Annotated in this window: 26 protein-coding genes and 1 pseudogene; all 27 read left to right on the top strand. The window is 60.8% G+C overall.

Features of this window, described 5'->3' with window-relative positions:
* Positions 1-164 (top strand): annotated as a pseudogene (gene tuf, locus VOI18_RS06145) (elongation factor Tu); the annotation flags it as partial.
* Positions 165-246: 82 nt separating this feature from the next.
* Complete coding sequence (rpsJ, locus tag VOI18_RS06140) at positions 247-561, top strand: 30S ribosomal protein S10 (RefSeq protein WP_011643734.1); 315 nt, start codon at positions 247-249, stop codon at positions 559-561.
* 4 nt (positions 562-565) lie between these two features.
* Complete coding sequence (gene rplC / locus VOI18_RS06135; protein WP_323761510.1) at positions 566-1,372, top strand: 50S ribosomal protein L3; 807 nt, start codon at positions 566-568, stop codon at positions 1,370-1,372.
* Positions 1,369-2,004: a 50S ribosomal protein L4 gene (rplD, locus tag VOI18_RS06130; RefSeq protein ID WP_323761509.1), complete on the top strand. Its 636-nt coding sequence runs from the start codon at positions 1,369-1,371 to the stop codon at positions 2,002-2,004. Before rplC ends, rplD begins: the two co-directional genes overlap by 4 nt.
* Position 2,005: 1 nt before the next feature.
* Positions 2,006-2,302, top strand: a complete 297-nt coding sequence (locus tag VOI18_RS06125; protein ID WP_011643731.1) for a 50S ribosomal protein L23 — start codon at positions 2,006-2,008, stop codon at positions 2,300-2,302.
* Between the two features lies 1 nt (position 2,303).
* On the top strand, positions 2,304-3,140 hold the full coding sequence (rplB, locus tag VOI18_RS06120) for a 50S ribosomal protein L2 (RefSeq protein ID WP_011643730.1): 837 nt from the start codon (positions 2,304-2,306) through the stop codon (positions 3,138-3,140).
* 10 nt (positions 3,141-3,150) lie between these two features.
* Positions 3,151-3,429 carry a 30S ribosomal protein S19 gene (gene rpsS, locus VOI18_RS06115; protein WP_011643729.1) on the top strand — a complete coding sequence of 93 codons (279 nt, stop codon included), beginning with the start codon at positions 3,151-3,153 and terminating at the stop codon, positions 3,427-3,429.
* 3 nt (positions 3,430-3,432) lie between these two features.
* Complete coding sequence (rplV, locus tag VOI18_RS06110; protein WP_323761508.1) at positions 3,433-3,813, top strand: 50S ribosomal protein L22; 381 nt, start codon at positions 3,433-3,435, stop codon at positions 3,811-3,813.
* A complete protein-coding gene (gene rpsC, locus VOI18_RS06105; RefSeq protein WP_011643727.1) occupies positions 3,813-4,517 on the top strand; it encodes a 30S ribosomal protein S3 in 705 nt (234 codons plus the stop codon). The genes rplV and rpsC overlap by 1 nt, the downstream gene beginning before the upstream one ends.
* Positions 4,518-4,528: 11 nt before the next feature.
* Positions 4,529-4,942 (top strand): 50S ribosomal protein L16, encoded by a 414-nt coding sequence (gene rplP, locus VOI18_RS06100; RefSeq protein WP_011643726.1) that lies wholly within the window; start codon positions 4,529-4,531, stop codon positions 4,940-4,942.
* A gap of 13 nt (positions 4,943-4,955) precedes the next feature.
* Positions 4,956-5,162 (top strand): 50S ribosomal protein L29, encoded by a 207-nt coding sequence (gene rpmC / locus VOI18_RS06095; RefSeq protein WP_011643725.1) that lies wholly within the window; start codon positions 4,956-4,958, stop codon positions 5,160-5,162.
* Positions 5,163-5,164: 2 nt separating this feature from the next.
* Positions 5,165-5,401: a 30S ribosomal protein S17 gene (gene rpsQ, locus VOI18_RS06090; RefSeq protein WP_011643724.1), complete on the top strand. Its 237-nt coding sequence runs from the start codon at positions 5,165-5,167 to the stop codon at positions 5,399-5,401.
* Between the two features lie 40 nt (positions 5,402-5,441).
* A complete protein-coding gene (rplN, locus tag VOI18_RS06085) occupies positions 5,442-5,810 on the top strand; it encodes a 50S ribosomal protein L14 (RefSeq protein WP_011643723.1) in 369 nt (122 codons plus the stop codon).
* Positions 5,810-6,124, top strand: a complete 315-nt coding sequence (gene rplX / locus VOI18_RS06080) for a 50S ribosomal protein L24 (protein ID WP_011643722.1) — start codon at positions 5,810-5,812, stop codon at positions 6,122-6,124. The genes rplN and rplX overlap by 1 nt, the downstream gene beginning before the upstream one ends.
* On the top strand, positions 6,117-6,677 hold the full coding sequence (rplE, locus tag VOI18_RS06075; protein ID WP_323761507.1) for a 50S ribosomal protein L5: 561 nt from the start codon (positions 6,117-6,119) through the stop codon (positions 6,675-6,677). Before rplX ends, rplE begins: the two co-directional genes overlap by 8 nt.
* Positions 6,678-6,726: 49 nt before the next feature.
* Positions 6,727-7,032 (top strand): 30S ribosomal protein S14, encoded by a 306-nt coding sequence (gene rpsN, locus VOI18_RS06070; RefSeq protein ID WP_323761506.1) that lies wholly within the window; start codon positions 6,727-6,729, stop codon positions 7,030-7,032.
* 16 nt (positions 7,033-7,048) lie between these two features.
* Positions 7,049-7,447 (top strand): 30S ribosomal protein S8, encoded by a 399-nt coding sequence (gene rpsH, locus VOI18_RS06065; RefSeq protein WP_323761505.1) that lies wholly within the window; start codon positions 7,049-7,051, stop codon positions 7,445-7,447.
* 12 nt (positions 7,448-7,459) lie between these two features.
* The gene (rplF, locus tag VOI18_RS06060; protein ID WP_011643718.1) at positions 7,460-7,993 is read left to right on the top strand and encodes a 50S ribosomal protein L6; all 534 of its coding nucleotides are present in this window, start codon (positions 7,460-7,462) and stop codon (positions 7,991-7,993) included.
* Between the two features lie 8 nt (positions 7,994-8,001).
* The gene (gene rplR, locus VOI18_RS06055) at positions 8,002-8,364 is read left to right on the top strand and encodes a 50S ribosomal protein L18 (protein WP_323761504.1); all 363 of its coding nucleotides are present in this window, start codon (positions 8,002-8,004) and stop codon (positions 8,362-8,364) included.
* 12 nt (positions 8,365-8,376) lie between these two features.
* Positions 8,377-8,982 (top strand): 30S ribosomal protein S5, encoded by a 606-nt coding sequence (gene rpsE / locus VOI18_RS06050; RefSeq protein ID WP_011643716.1) that lies wholly within the window; start codon positions 8,377-8,379, stop codon positions 8,980-8,982.
* 12 nt (positions 8,983-8,994) lie between these two features.
* Positions 8,995-9,180, top strand: coding sequence for a 50S ribosomal protein L30 (rpmD, locus tag VOI18_RS06045; protein WP_323761503.1), 186 nt, complete (start codon positions 8,995-8,997; stop codon positions 9,178-9,180).
* A gap of 40 nt (positions 9,181-9,220) precedes the next feature.
* The gene (gene rplO / locus VOI18_RS06040; protein ID WP_323761502.1) at positions 9,221-9,700 is read left to right on the top strand and encodes a 50S ribosomal protein L15; all 480 of its coding nucleotides are present in this window, start codon (positions 9,221-9,223) and stop codon (positions 9,698-9,700) included.
* Positions 9,701-9,733: 33 nt separating this feature from the next.
* Positions 9,734-11,074 carry a preprotein translocase subunit SecY gene (gene secY, locus VOI18_RS06035; protein ID WP_416374859.1) on the top strand — a complete coding sequence of 447 codons (1,341 nt, stop codon included), beginning with the start codon at positions 9,734-9,736 and terminating at the stop codon, positions 11,072-11,074.
* Entirely contained in the window at positions 11,071-11,637 is a 567-nt protein-coding gene (locus tag VOI18_RS06030) for an adenylate kinase (protein WP_323761501.1), read from the top strand. The genes secY and VOI18_RS06030 overlap by 4 nt, the downstream gene beginning before the upstream one ends.
* A gap of 144 nt (positions 11,638-11,781) precedes the next feature.
* Entirely contained in the window at positions 11,782-12,150 is a 369-nt protein-coding gene (rpsM, locus tag VOI18_RS06025; RefSeq protein ID WP_011643711.1) for a 30S ribosomal protein S13, read from the top strand.
* 11 nt (positions 12,151-12,161) lie between these two features.
* Positions 12,162-12,551: a 30S ribosomal protein S11 gene (gene rpsK / locus VOI18_RS06020; protein WP_011643710.1), complete on the top strand. Its 390-nt coding sequence runs from the start codon at positions 12,162-12,164 to the stop codon at positions 12,549-12,551.
* Positions 12,552-12,625: 74 nt separating this feature from the next.
* A complete protein-coding gene (locus VOI18_RS06015) occupies positions 12,626-13,645 on the top strand; it encodes a DNA-directed RNA polymerase subunit alpha (RefSeq protein WP_011643709.1) in 1,020 nt (339 codons plus the stop codon).
* Positions 13,646-13,666 lie beyond the last annotated feature (21 nt).

Raw genomic sequence — 13,666 nt, 5'->3', positions numbered from 1 at the left:
TTGTGACGCTGAACGAAGGTACGGAAATGGTGATGCCGGGCGACAACATTGAAATGAATGTCGAGCTGATCGTGCCGATCGCCATGGAAGAGAAGCTCCGCTTCGCAATCCGTGAAGGTGGCCGCACCGTCGGCGCCGGCGTCGTCTCGAAAATCATCGAGTAGACTACCCCATCCGACCGGGGCGGTGCTTTAGGTATCCGCCCCGGTTTGCTCTTTTTGAAAGTTAAGAAACGGGATCGGTTTGATGGAACGTCAAAACATCCGCATTCGCCTGAAGGCGTTCGATCACCGGGTTCTGGATAACTCCACCCGGGAGATCGTTTCGACAGCCAAGCGCACGGGCGCCAACGTCCGTGGTCCGATTCCGCTGCCGACACGCATCGAGAAATTCACGGTGCTGCGTTCGCCGCACATCGACAAGAAGTCGCGCGAACAGTTCGAAATCCGGACCCACAAGCGCCTTCTCGACATCGTCGACCCCACCCCGCAAACCGTGGACGCGCTGATGAAGCTCGACCTGTCGGCTGGTGTGGACGTCGAGATCAAGCTGGGAGCGTAGGATTATGCGCCAGGAAGATCGCAGAACAGGCGTGGTTGCCCGCAAGCTGGGCATGACACGCATTTTCGCCGAAGACGGCTCGCACGTGCCCTGCACGGTGCTCCACATGGACAATGTCCAGGTCGTGTCTCACAAGACAGCGGACCGGGACGGTTATGTGGCGCTCCAGCTGGGTGCCGGTGAAGCCAAGGCCAAGCGCACGCCGAAAGCCATGCGCGGTCACTTCGCCAAGGCCAAGGTTGCACCCAAGCGCAAGCTGGTCGAATTTCGCGTCGCTGAAGACGCCCTGATCGAAGTCGGCGCCGAGCTGACCGCGGACCACTTCGTCCCTGGCCAGAAAGTGGATGTCGCCGGCATCTCGATCGGTAAGGGTTTTGCAGGGGCCATGAAACGCCACGGTTTTGGCGGCCTTCGTGCCACGCACGGTGTGTCAATCTCGCACCGTTCGCATGGTTCGACCGGTCAGTGTCAGGATCCGGGCAAGGTCTTCAAGGGCAAGAAAATGGCCGGTCACATGGGCGCTGTCCGCGTGACCACGCAGAACATTGAAGTTGTTCGTGTTGACGTCGAGCGCGGCATTGTCCTGGTCAAGGGCGCGGTTCCGGGTTCAGCCGGTGGCTGGGTCGAGCTTCGCGACGCGATCAAGGGCCATGGCGGCACCGAGCTTCCCCTGCCGGGCAAGTTCCGCACGCTGGACGAGCTGAACGCGCCGGTCACGGCTGAAGTGGTTGAGAACGAGGCTGCTCCGGCGGACGCTGACAACGCGGCTCCGGAAGCTGCGGCTGACGGTGAAGAAGGAACGCAAGCATGAAGATCGAGGTCAAAACCCTCGCGGCGAAAGACGCCGGTGCGATCGATCTCGACGATGCCGTCTTCGGCATTGAAGAGGTGCGCTCCGACCTCCTGCAGCGCGTTGTGAAGTGGCAGCTGGCAGCCCGCCAGCAAGGCACGCACAAGACGCTCGGCCGCTCTGAAATCAATCGCACCAAGAAGCGCTTCGGCCGCCAAAAGGGCGGTGGTACGGCGCGTCACGGTGCCCGGTCCGCTCCGCAATTCGTCGGTGGTGGCAAGGCGCACGGTCCCCGTGTCCGCAGCCACGCCCACGAGCTGCCCAAGAAGGTCCGTGCCCTTGGCCTGCGCCACGCGCTGTCGGCCAAGCTGGGCACCAAGTCGTTGGTCATCATCGATGACGCGGCACTTGATGCCCCGCAGACCAAGGCACTGCGGACGTCGTTCGAAAGCCTGGGCATTTCCAATGCCCTGGTGATCTCCGGCGCCGAAGTGAACGAGAATTTTGCCAAGGCGGCTCGCAACCTGCCATGCATCGACGTTCTGCCCGCCCAGGGCCTGAATGTTTATGACGTGCTGCGTCGCGACACCCTGGTGCTGACCAAGGCGGCCGTGGAACAGATCCACGCACGCCTCAGCGCGAAGGAGGCTTAAGATGTCGGCTGCTGCGCGCCATTACGACACGATCCTGAGCCCGGTGATCACCGAGAAGTCGACGCTGCTTTCGGAAGAAAGCAAGGTTGTCTTCTTTGTGCCGCTCTCCGCCAACAAGGGTGAGATCGCGGAAGCGGTCGAGGCACTCTTCAAGGTGAAGGTGACGGCTGTGAACACCATCAAGGTTCACGGAAAGACCAAGCGCTTCCGGGGTATTCCCGGTCGCCGCAATGACCAGAAGAAAGCGGTCGTGACTCTCGCAGAGGGTCACTCGATCGACGTGACGACGGGTCTGTAAGATGGCTTTGAAAACATTCAAACCGACTTCTCCGGGCCGTCGCGCCCTGGTGCTGGTGGATCGCTCCGCCCTGCACAAGGGACGTCCCGAGAAGACACTGGTTGAGGGCCTCACCAAAAAGGGTGGCCGCAACAATATGGGTCGGATCACGGCCCGCCGGCGGGGTGGTGGCGCGAAGCGTCTCTATCGCCTGGTGGACTTCAAGCGCCGCAAGTGGGACATGCCCGCGACGGTCGAGCGTCTTGAGTACGATCCGAACCGGACGGCCTTCATCGCCCTCATCAAGTATGAGGACGGCGAAAAGGCCTATATCCTGGCTCCGCAGCGTCTTTCCGAAGGCGATACGGTCATCGCGTCTGCCAAGTGCGACGTGAAGCCGGGCAATGCGATGCCGCTGAAGGCGGTGCCGGTCGGCACCATCCTTCACAATGTCGAGATGAAGCCGGAGAAGGGTGGTCAGATCGCCCGTTCCGCCGGTGCCTATGTCCAGCTTGTCGGCCGTGATGCCGGCTATGCCCAGATCCGTCTGGCCTCGGGCGAGCTGCGCATGGTCTCGGACAAGTGCATGGCGACGGTCGGTGCGGTGTCAAACCCGGACCACCTGAACATCAATCTCGGCAAGGCCGGGCGCAATCGCCATCTCGGCAAGCGTCCGTCTGTTCGCGGTGTTGTCATGAACCCGGTTGATCACCCGCATGGTGGTGGTGAAGGCCGTACCTCTGGTGGTCGCCATCCGGTGACGCCTTGGGGCAAGCCGACCAAGGGTGCCAAGACGCGCAAGAACAAGTCGACCGACAAATTCATCATCCGCTCGCGCCACGAGCGCAAGAAGCGATAGGGAGCAGACGATGCCTCGCTCTGTCTGGAAAGGTCCGTTCGTCGACGGCTATCTGCTGAAAAAAGCGGAGAAGTCGCACGAGGGTGGACGCAAGCAAGCGATCAAGACCTGGTCGCGCCGTTCAACCATCATGCCGCAATTCGTGGGCCTGACATTCCAGGTTCACAACGGCAACAAGTTCGTACCGGTGCTGGTGACCGAAGACATGGTCGGCCACAAGCTCGGTGAATTTTCTCCGTCGCGGACCTATTACGGTCACGCTGCGGACAAAAAAGCCAAGCGGAGATAAGCGATGGGACAGTCTACAAATCCCCGTCGCGTCGCCGACAATGAAGCGCGCGCCAAGCTGCGGATGATCCGCACCAGCCCGCAAAAGCTGAACCTTGTCGCCGCGCTCATCCGTGGCAAGAAGGTCGAGCGGGCCCTGGCCGATCTGGAATTCTCGCGCAAGCGGATTTCCAAGGACGTCAAGAAGACGCTCGAATCCGCGATTGCCAATGCCGAGAACAATCATGGTCTCGACATCGACAGCCTTGTCGTGTCGGAAGCCTTTGTCGGCAAAAACCTGGTCATGAAACGGTTCCGGGCTCGTGCACGCGGTCGCGGCGCAAAGATCCTGAAGCCGTTTTCCGAGCTCACCATTGTGGTGCGCGAAGTCGAGGAGGCCGCCTGATGGGTCAGAAAGTAAATCCGATCGGTCTGCGCCTTGGCGTCAACCGCACCTGGGAATCGCGCTGGTATGCAGGCGCTGGCGAGTACGCCAAGCTGCTGCACGAAGACATCAAGATCCGGAAGATGCTCAAAGAGCGTCTGAAGAATGCCAGTGTCTCGAAGATCGTGATCGAGCGCCCGCACAAGAAGTGCCGCGTCACCGTCCACACGGCCCGTCCGGGTGTGGTGATCGGCAAGAAGGGTTCTGACATCGAGACGCTCCGCAAGGAGCTGTCGAAGATGATCGATGGTGAAGTTCACCTGAACCTGGTCGAAGTGCGCAAGCCGGAGATCGACGCGGCCCTGGTGGCCGAGTCCATCGCCCAGCAGCTCGAGCGCCGTGTGGCTTTCCGCCGCGCGATGAAGCGTTCGATGCAGTCGGCAATGCGCATGGGCGCCAAGGGCTGCAAGATCGTCTGCGGCGGTCGTCTCGGCGGGGCGGAAATCGCCCGGACCGAGCAGTATAATGAGGGCTCCGTCCCGCTTCATACGCTGCGCGCCGACATCGATTACGGCACCTGCGAAGCCAAGACCGCGATGGGTATCATCGGTATCAAGGTCTGGATCTACAAGGGTGAGATCATGGAACACGATCCGAACGCCCAGGAGCGCCGTCTCCAGGAGTCCGGTGAACAGCGCGCCCGTTCGGGCCGCCAAGCCGCGTAAGGAATTCAGCCATGCTGCAACCGAAACGCACGAAATTCCGCAAGGCGCACAAAGGCCGTATCAAAGGCGCAGCGAAGGGTGGCTTCACGCTGAACTTCGGCTCCTACGGCCTCAAGGCGCTTCAGCCGGAACGCGTTACCGCGCGCCAGATCGAAGCCACGCGTCGGGCGATCACTCGCCACATGAAGCGTGCAGGTCGCGTGTGGATCCGCATCTTCCCGGACGTACCGGTTTCCAAGAAGCCGACCGAAGTCCGGATGGGTAAAGGTAAGGGCTCGCCCGAGTTTTGGGCGTGCAAAGTCAAGCCCGGCCGCATCATGTTCGAGATCGACGGTGTTCCCGAAAATGTTGCGCGCGAAGCCCTGGAACTGGGCGCCGCGAAGCTGCCGGTGAAGACCAAAATCGTCGCCCGTTTGGGCGAATAGGGAGAACACAACGATGAAACCCGTTGACGTTCGCGCCATGACAGAAGATCAGCTGAAGGATTCGCTCCTGAAGCTGAAGGAAGAACAATTCAAACTGCGGTTCCAGCAGGCCTCCGGCCAGATGGAAAACACCGCTCGTTACGGCCAGATTCGCCGCGATATCGCGCGCATTCAGACGGTCCAGACCGAGCGGAATTCGCAAGAAGAGCAAGGGAGCTAGCGATGCCGAAGCGTATCCTGCAAGGCGTCGTAGTGAGTGACAAGGGTGCCAAGACCATCGTGGTGCGTGTGGAACGGACTTTCCTCCACCCGCTGCTGCGCAAGACGGTCCGTCGTACCAAGCGTTACCACGCACATGACGAAGCCAATGCTTACAAGGTGGGTGACCAGGTCCAAATTCAGGAATGTGCACCCAAGTCGAAACTGAAGCGGTGGGAGGTGGTCACCGTCGCGGCCTAGGCCGGATGTGAGACCCCACCTTTCCTAAGGAGGATCTGCGATGATCCAGATGCAAACCAATCTGGACGTGGCTGACAATTCTGGCGCCCGCCGTGTGCAGTGCATCAAGGTGCTCGGCGGTGCCAAGCGTCGCTATGCCCACGTCGGCGACATCATTGTCGTCTCGGTCAAGGAAGCCATTCCGCGTGGTCGCGTGAAGAAGGGTGACGTCCGCAAGGCCGTCGTCGTTCGCGTGGCCAAGGACATCCAGCGCAAGGACGGTTCCGTCATTCGCTTCGATGGCAACGCGGCTGTGATTATCAACAACAATAACGAGCCGCTCGGCACGCGTATTTTCGGACCGGTTCCGCGCGAACTTCGCGCCAAGAACCACATGAAAATCGTCTCGCTGGCGCCGGAGGTGCTGTAATGGCTGCCAAGATCAAGAAGGGCGACAAAGTCGTCATTCTCGCCGGCCGTGACAAGGGCAAGACCGGTGAAGTCACCAAAGTGCTGCCGACCGAAGATCGGGTCGTTGTGGCGGGCGTGAATGTGGTCAAGCGCCACACGCGTGCGACGCAGACCGAACAGGGCGGCATCATCGAAAAGGAAGCCTCCATCCACGTGTCGAACGTGGCGGTGGCTGATCCGAAAACCGGCGAGGCAACTCGTGTCGGCTTCAAGACCGAAGACGGCAAGAAAGTCCGCGTCGCCAAGAGCTCGGGCGAGGTTATCGATGTCTGATACCGCCACATACACACCGCGTCTTCGCGCCAAGTACACGGAAACCATCCGTGCGGCGATGAAGGAGAAGTTCGGCTATGCCAACGACATGATGATCCCGCGTCTGGACAAGATCGTGATCAATATGGGCGTCGGCGAAGCGTCGCAGGACACCAAGAAGATCAAGGGTGCCCTGGAAGACCTCGAAGCCATCACCGGCCAGAAGCCGGTCAAGACGGTCGCCAAGAAGTCCATCGCTGGCTTCAAGCTCCGTGAGGAGCAGGTGATCGGTGCGAAAGTGACCCTGCGCCAGGACCGTATGTACGAATTCCTGGACCGCCTGATCACCATCGCCCTGCCACGCGTGCGTGACTTCCGTGGGCTCAATGGTAAGAGCTTCGACGGTCGCGGAAATTACGCGATGGGCATGAAAGAACACATCGTGTTCCCGGAGATCGACTACGACAAGGTCGAGAAGATCCGGGGTATGGATATCGTTGTCTGCACGACTGCCGGCAATGATGAGGAAGCGAAGGCCCTGCTGGCCGAGTTCGATTTCCCCTTTACGAACTGACGCAGCAGGAACGCAAGGCCACTCGGGCTTTGCACGCAGGAGGACTTAAATGGCGAAAACTTCCGCAATCGAGCGCAACTTGAAGCGTGCTCGCCTGGCCAAGCGTTATGCGGCCAAGCGTGAGCAACTCAAGTCGATCGCTCGTAACAAGGAACTTCCAGTCGAGGAGCGTTTTGCTGCTCAGCTGAAGCTGGCTGAATTGCCGCGCAATTCGGCGGTTACCCGCATTCGGAACCGGTGTGAAATCACCGGCCGTCCGCGTGCTTTCTACCGCAAATTCCGCATGTCGCGTATCGCGATGCGTGACTATGCCAGCCAGGGTATGATCCCGGGCATGGTCAAGTCGAGCTGGTAAGAGAGGAGACGAAGAGATGTCTGTGAACGATCCTCTCGGCGATATGCTGACCCGTATCCGCAATGCGCTCATGCGCAACAAGCGGGCCGTCAACACGCCGGCATCGGCCTTGCGCCGCCGCGTGCTCGACGTTCTCAAGTCGGAAGGCTACATCCGTGATTATGCGGAAGTGGAACATGCGTCCGGCATGAAAGAGTTCGAGATCGAACTGAAGTATTTCGAAGGTGACTCGGTCATTTCGGAGATCAAGCGTATCTCCAAGCCGGGCCGCCGTGTTTATTCCGGCGTCAAGGACCTTCCGCTCGTCCAAAACGGTCTCGGCATCGCAATCCTGTCCACGCCCAAGGGCGTGATGTCGGATTCGACTGCTCGCGAGTCCAATGTGGGCGGCGAGATCCTCTGTCACGTCAGCTAAGGGAGCGAACCAATGTCACGTATCGGTAAACTCCCGGTAGCCATTCCTGGCGGCGTCACCGCGACGCTTTCCAAGACCGCGCTGACCGTCAAGGGTCCCAAGGGCGAACTGTCCATGACCTTTGTCGATGAAGTCAGCGCCGAGCAGGGTGAGGACGGTATCGTCATCTCCCCGCGCGATGAGACCAAGAAGGCCCGCGCAATGTGGGGCATGCAACGTGCCCTCGTCGCCAACCTGGTCCAGGGTGTCACGGCTGGTTACGAAAAGAACCTTGAGCTGGTCGGTGTTGGTTACCGGGCACAGATGCAGGGCACGTCCCTGAAGCTGTCGCTCGGTCTGTCCCACGACGTCGTTTACGACGCGCCTGAGGGCATCACCATCGCCGTCGGCAAGCCGACCGAAGTGAAGATCACGGGCGCTGACAAGCAGCGCGTTGGCCAGGTCGCCGCCGAGATCCGCCGCTTCCGTCCGCCGGAGCCTTACAAGGGCAAGGGCATCAAATATGTCGGCGAGTACATCCGCCGCAAAGAAGGCAAGAAGAAGTAGGGCGAGCGATGAAAACTCAACGCGAAAAATCGGTCCGTCGCGCCCAGCGCAACCGGATCCGTCTGCGCAAGTTCGCCAACGGCCGTCCGCGGCTGTCGGTCTACCGGTCTTCGAAGAACATCTATGCCCAGATCATCGACGATGTGTCGGGCAAGACGGTCGTCGCAGCCTCTTCCCTCGAGGAAGCCGCTCAAAAGGAGCATGGCAAGGGCTGGGACACGAAGGCTGCCGAGCTTGTTGGCAAGCTGATCGCCGAGCGCGCAGTCAAGGAAGGCGTCAAGGACGTCGTCTTCGACCGTGGCGGTTACATCTTTCACGGGCGTGTCAAAGCGCTCGCAGAGGCGGCCCGCGAGGGCGGCCTGAACTTCTAAGGGAGCGGACGTATGGCTCATCAGAACGAGCAACGTGGTGGCGGTGACCGTGGCCGGGGCCGCGGCCGCGGCCGGGACCGCGACCAGGAACGCGATGACGAACTTGTCGACAAGCTCGTCCACATCAACCGCGTCGCCAAGACGGTGAAGGGTGGCCGGAACTTCCAGTTCGCAGCCCTCGTCGTCGTCGGTGACACGAAAGGCCGCGTCGGCTTCGGACAGGGCAAGGCACGTGAAGTGCCGGAAGCCATCCGCAAGGCGACCGACGAAGCCAAGAAGAACATGATCCGCGTCCCGCTTCGCGAAGGCCGTACCCTGCACCATGACGGCAAAGGCCGTCACGGCGCCGGCAAGGTCGTCCTGCGGGCAGCGCCTCCGGGTACCGGCGTCATCGCCGGTGGTCCGATGCGCGCCGTGCTGGAAACCCTCGGGATCCAGGACGTGGTCGCCAAGTCGGTTGGTACGTCCAACCCGTACAACATGATCCGCGCCACCATGGACGCGCTGAAGCTGCAGTCGAGCCCGCGCTCGGTTGCCGCCAAGCGTGGTCTCAAGGTCGGTGATCTGGTGAACCGCCGCGATGACGGCGCGTCCTCACCGGAAGCGATCGAAGCGTAAGGACCGGATACAATGGCCAATAAGACCATCCGCGTGCGCCAGACGGGTAGCGCCATCCGCCGCCCGAAAGATCAGCGTGCCACGCTCGTCGGCCTCGGTCTGAACAAGATCGGTCGCGAGCGCGAGCTTGAGGATACACCGTCTGTCCGTGGCATGATTGCCAAGGTCAGCCACATGGTGGAAATCGTCGAGGAGTAGGTCCCGGCAAGGGAAACCGCTCCATCGAATGGAGAACGACATGCGTCTCAATGAATTGCGTGACAATGACGGTGCGACCAAGATCCGCACCCGCGTCGGCCGTGGTATCGGTTCCGGCAAGGGCAAGACCGGTGGTCGTGGCGTCAAGGGCCAGAAATCCCGTTCGGGTGTGGCCATCAAGGGTTTCGAAGGCGGGCAGATGCCGCTTCACATGCGTCTGCCGAAGCGGGGCTTCAACAAGCCGAACCGCAAGGCTTGGGCAGAAGTGAATCTCGGCCGTCTCGAGAAGGCCATCGCCGAAGGCAAGATCGACGCGAAAAAGCCGATTGATGCCGACGTCCTGATCGCTGCGGGCCTGGTCCGCCGCGCACTGGATGGCATCCGCCTCCTTGCGAAGGGCGAGCTGAAGTCCAAAGTAGAGATCACCCTTGCCGGTGCTTCGAAGGCCGCGATTGCCGCAGTCGAGAAGGCCGGTGGCAAGGTGACCCTCACCGCCGTGGCCGATGACGCCGCGGAATAAGTGACTTTGTGCTGACCTCGTAAGGACGTCTTGATGGCTTCTGCTGCCGAACAGCTTGCCCAGAACATGAATTTCAGTTCCTTCGCGAAAGCGAAGGAACTGCATCAGCGTATCCTGTTCACGATCGGGATCCTGATCGTGTACCGGCTGGGCACTTTCGTTCCGATTCCGGGCATCAATCCGGAAGAATACGCACGTGTGTTCGACTCCCTCGGCGGGCAGGGGCAGGGCATCCTGGGGATGTTCAACATGCTGGGCGGCGGTGCCGTCGAACGCATGGCGATCTTCGTTCTCAATGTGATGCCCTACATCTCGGCCTCGATCATCATGCAGTTGATGTCGGCCACCATTCCCAGCCTTGAAAAGCTGAAGAAGGAAGGTGGCGAGCAGGGTCGTCAGCAGATTAACCAGTATACCCGCTATCTGACGGTGCTTCTGGCGACCGGTCAGGCCTTTGCCATCGCCATCGGCATGAATACGCCGAACAGTGAAGGAGTGGCGCTGGCCCTCAATCCGGGGCCCTTCTTCCTGGCGTCGACCGTGATCACCCTTGTCGGTGCCACCATGCTGTTGTTGTGGCTGGGCGAGCAGATTACCGCCCGCGGTGTCGGCAATGGCGTCTCCCTGATCATTTTCGCCGGCATCATCTCGGCCGTTCCGGGCGTCATTGGCGGCGCCCTGGCTCAAGCCTCGTCGACCGGAGACGGTACCGTCCTCGTGGTCGGCACCGTGCTGATCCTGGTCGGCCTGCTGCTGGTCGTGTTTGTCGAGCGCTCCCAGCGCCGCCTGTTGGTCCAGTACCCCAAGCGCCAGCAAGGCAATCGCATGGTGGGTGGTGATACCTCCTTCCTGCCGCTCAAGCTGAATACGGCCGGCGTGATCCCGCCGATCTTTGCCTCATCCCTGCTGTTGCTGCCGGCGACCGCTGCGAGCTTCCAGGCCCAGTCGGGTCCGGGTTGGCTGCAAAGCGCGGTCGCGATCCTCGGACCGGGTTCGCCCTGGTTCATGCTGGCCTACGCCGCGATGATCATCTTCTTCTGCTTCTTCTACACCTCGGTTGTCTCCAATCCGGAAGACATGGCCGAGAACCTGCGGAAGTATGGCGGTTTCCTGCCGGGCATCCGCCCGGGCAAGCGGACCGCGGAACATATCGACTTCGTCATGTCCCGCCTGACCTTCATCGGTGCCCTCTACCTGGTGCTGATTTGTATGGTGCCGATGATGATGAACCCGAATACGGCTCTCGGCGGTACGTCCCTGCTCATCGTGGTTTCGGTGACCATGGACACGGTTTCCCAGATCCAGTCGCACCTGCTGGCACACCAGTATGAAGGCTTGATCAAGAAGTCGAAGCTGCGGGGACGCAAGCGATGAATATTATCCTGTTCGGACCGCCCGGTTGCGGCAAGGGCACCCAGTCCAAGCGTCTCGTTGCCGAGCGTGGTTGGGTGCAGCTCTCCACCGGAGACATGTTGCGCGACGCCCGTGCGGCGGGAACAGAGCTGGGCCGGCGTGTGGCTGCGATTATGGACGGGGGCAACCTGGTTTCCGACGCGATCGTGATCGAGCTGATCGAGGAACGCCTGCCGGAAGCGGAAGCTGCCGGTGGTGCCATCTTCGACGGTTTCCCGCGCACGGTGGCCCAGGCACAGGCACTCGATCAGCTCCTGCTCGATCGCGGAACCAAGGTTGATTCCGTTGTCGAGTTGAAGGTGAACGACGAAGAACTGGTTCAGCGGCTTGTTAAGCGCGCTGAGGAGGAAGGCCGCCCGGATGACACCGAAGACGTCATTCGCAAGCGCCTGGAAGTCTACTATGGGCAGACCGCGCCCCTGATCCCTTTCTTTGCCGAACAAGGCAAGGTGAAGGCGGTCGACGGCATGGGTTCCATGGATGAGGTTGCAGCCGGAATTGCTGCAGCTCTCGAAGAGAAGTGACACGCACCTGTTGCAACCCCATTGACGGGGTGGCAACGCTGACTGTAGATAGCGCCCTTCGCGAAACGGGCGAGCTGATGCGGCGACCGAAAGGTTGCCTGTTGGGTCGTCCGTGAATGGCGTTCAGAATTTGGGAGATGGAAAGTGGCCCGTATTGCCGGCGTCAATATTCCGACGAATAAGCGCGTAGAGATCGCGCTTCGCTACATCCACGGCATTGGCCCGGCCAAGGCGAAGGAGATCTGCGAGCAGGTTTCCATTTTGCCCGAGCGCCGCGTCAGTGAACTGACGGATGCAGAAGTCCTGCAAATCCGCGAAGTGATCGATCGTGATCACCAAGTGGAGGGGGATCTGCGCCGTGAGGTGGCTGTGAACATCAAGCGTCTCATGGACCTGGGTAACTACCGTGGCCTGCGCCACCGTCGTGGCCTGCCTGTCCGTGGCCAGCGCACTCACACCAATGCGCGTACGCGCAAAGGTCCCGCCAAGCCGATTGCCGGCAAGAAAAAGTAGGGCCCTGACCGATGGCTAAAGATACTGGCCGCGTTAAGCGGCGCGAACGGAAGAACATCACGTCGGGCGTTGCCCACGTGAGTGCCAGCTTCAACAACACCATGGTGACCATCACGGACGCTCAGGGAAATGCAATTTCCTGGTCGTCGGCCGGTCACATGGGCTTCAAGGGGTCGCGCAAGTCGACTCCCTATGCGGCCCAGATGGCGGCTGAAGATGCTGGCAAGAAGGCGATGGAACACGGGATGAAGACCATCGAAGTGAAGGTCTCCGGTCCGGGTTCGGGGCGCGAAAGCGCGCTGCGTGCGTTGCAGTCGGTGGGTTTCACCATCACCACCATCCAGGACGTCACGCCGATTCCGCACAACGGTTGTCGTCCGCCGAAGCGCCGCCGCGTCTAGTACGCTGCGCGCATTTCGCCTGTTGAACGCGCCGACGGTGCAAGCCGTACGGCTGATGAAGGGGCAGTAAGAACGTGATCGAGAAGAACTGGCAAGAACTCATCCGCCCGATGAAGCCGGAAATCGAGCCGGGACATGATCCCGCGCGCCAAGCCAAGATTGTCGCCGAGCCGCTGGAGCGTGGCTTCGGCATGACGCTGGGCAATGCGCTGCGTCGTGTCCTGCTGTCCTCGCTTCAGGGTGCAGCAGTGACGAATGTCCACATTGACGGCGTCGTCCACGAGTTTTCGTCGATCGACGGCGTTCGTGAAGACGTCACCGACATCGTGCTGAACATCAAGCAGATCGCCCTGCGCATGCATGGCGAAGGCCCCAAGCGTGTCGTTCTCAAGAAGTCGGGCCCCGGTATCGTCACCGCTGGTGATATCGAGGAAACGGCTGACGTTGAGATCGTCAACAAGGACCTGGCGCTGTGCACGCTGGACGAGGGTGCGGAAATCCGCATGGAGTTCACCATCAACACCGGCAAGGGCTATGTCCCGTCCGAGCGTAACCGCCCGGAAGATGCCCCGATCGGTCTGATCGGCGTTGACGCGCTCTACAGCCCGGTCAAGCGCGTGTCCTACAAGGTCGAGAACACCCGTGAGGGCCAGGTTCTCGACTATGACAAGCTGACACTTGAAGTCGAGACGGACGGAACCGTCACCCCGGAAGATTCGGTGGCGTTCGCCGCGCGCATCCTCCAGGACCAGTTCCAGATCTTCATCAACTTCGAAGAAGCTGTCGAAGCGCGTCCGGCCGAGGACGACAAGCCCGAGCTCGACTTCAACCCGGCGCTGCTGCGCAAGGTTGATGAGCTGGAGCTCTCTGTGCGTTCGGCCAACTGCCTGAAGAACGACAACATCGTCTACATCGGTGACCTGATCCAGAAGTCCGAGGCGGAAATGCTCCGCACGCCGAACTTCGGCCGCAAGTCACTTAATGAGATCAAGGAAGTTCTCGCCCAGATGGGTCTGCATCTTGGCATGGAAGCGCCGAACTGGCCGCCGGAGAACATCGAAGATCTCGCCAAACGTTTTGAGGATCACGTCTAGGCAGCCGCCGAGAGGCGCCTG

This window comes from Maricaulis sp., assembly GCF_034670125.1.
In the GTDB taxonomy this organism is placed as follows: Bacteria; Pseudomonadota; Alphaproteobacteria; order Caulobacterales; family Maricaulaceae; genus Maricaulis.
Note: the sequence above shows the minus strand (reverse complement) of the source record. Positions and strands in the feature narration are given on the sequence as shown.